General features: G+C 60.6%; 1 protein-coding gene and 1 pseudogene. One reads left to right on the forward strand and one right to left on the reverse strand.

Annotation, left to right across the window (positions count from 1 at the left end):
- Positions 1-261 (forward strand): GMC oxidoreductase (locus J5M56_RS24435; protein ID WP_243430896.1); only part of this gene is annotated, 261 nt, incomplete at its 5' end.
- A 35-nt stretch (positions 262-296) separates the two neighbouring features.
- Here J5M56_RS24435 and J5M56_RS24440 read toward each other — a convergent pair.
- Positions 297-505 (reverse strand): annotated as a pseudogene (locus J5M56_RS24440) (aromatic alcohol reductase); the annotation flags it as partial.

The following is a 505-nucleotide window of genomic DNA, read 5'->3' on the forward strand; positions in this document are numbered from 1 at the left end:
GTCGTGCCCGGTCCCAGAGAGCGTCGCGCTATGGAACAGTTCATCCGCAACTCGGCGATGACCTACTGGCACCTGTCGTGTACGGCAAAAATGGGCCGCGATGCGCTGTCGGTGGTTGACCACCAATTGCGCGTGTACGGGATCGATGGGCTGCGCGTTGCAGATGCCTCGATCATGCCGCGCATTACCGTTGGCAACACGATGGCGCCGTGTGTCGTTATTGGTGAGCGGGCAGCGGAGCTGGTGCTTGCGGGAGTATAAAGCGCCCACAACGCCCCGCTGCGCAAAATCTGCTTTCACTCGTTCGCAAGATTTTCCCGCGCCCACTGCTCGGCCGTCGTGACCTGTATCGCCCGCTGCTCATTGAACGTGCCCGCTTTCGGCCACGCCACACCTCGACCTTGGGCAAACACCGCGCGGTATTTTTTGATGTGGTGAGTGGGGTCTTTTTCCAGTTCCTGCATCAGGTGCGGCACCGTCCAGACGTTACGCTTGAAGGGCCGTC

Source organism: Pseudomonas sp. 51_B (assembly GCF_017491595.1).
Taxonomy (GTDB): Bacteria; Pseudomonadota; Gammaproteobacteria; order Pseudomonadales; family Pseudomonadaceae; genus Aquipseudomonas; species Aquipseudomonas promysalinigenes.